The 255-nt window shown below is 51.4% G+C and carries 1 tRNA gene; it reads right to left on the bottom strand.

What is annotated here, in order from left to right:
* Window positions 1–155: 155 nt before the first annotated feature.
* A tRNA-Ala gene (locus tag C6558_RS39490) sits at window positions 156–231 on the bottom strand.
* Window positions 232–255: the final 24 nt, after the last annotated feature.

Raw genomic sequence — 255 nt, 5'->3', positions numbered from 1 at the left:
GACGTCTCCAACGATCTTTCGACCATCTTCAACACCTGGAAGCTTCCAGACATATCTTCTCTTCACAATGTAATCAGAACAGGCATCAGGCCCTAAGCCGATGCAAACTTTTATTTCTCCAAGGATATCTTTCCGCCAGTTCAACACCAATCGAATGGTGGAGCTGAGCGGGATCGAACCGCTGACCCCCTGCTTGCAAAGCAGGTGCTCTCCCAGCTGAGCTACAGCCCCAACCGTCTCGATCACCAACGGCAA

This window comes from Ensifer sp. NM-2, assembly GCF_003024455.1.
In the GTDB taxonomy this organism is placed as follows: domain Bacteria; phylum Pseudomonadota; class Alphaproteobacteria; order Rhizobiales; family Rhizobiaceae; genus Ensifer; species Ensifer canadensis.
The sequence above is the reverse complement of the archived record's forward strand: the minus strand, read 5'-3'. Positions and strand labels throughout refer to the sequence as shown.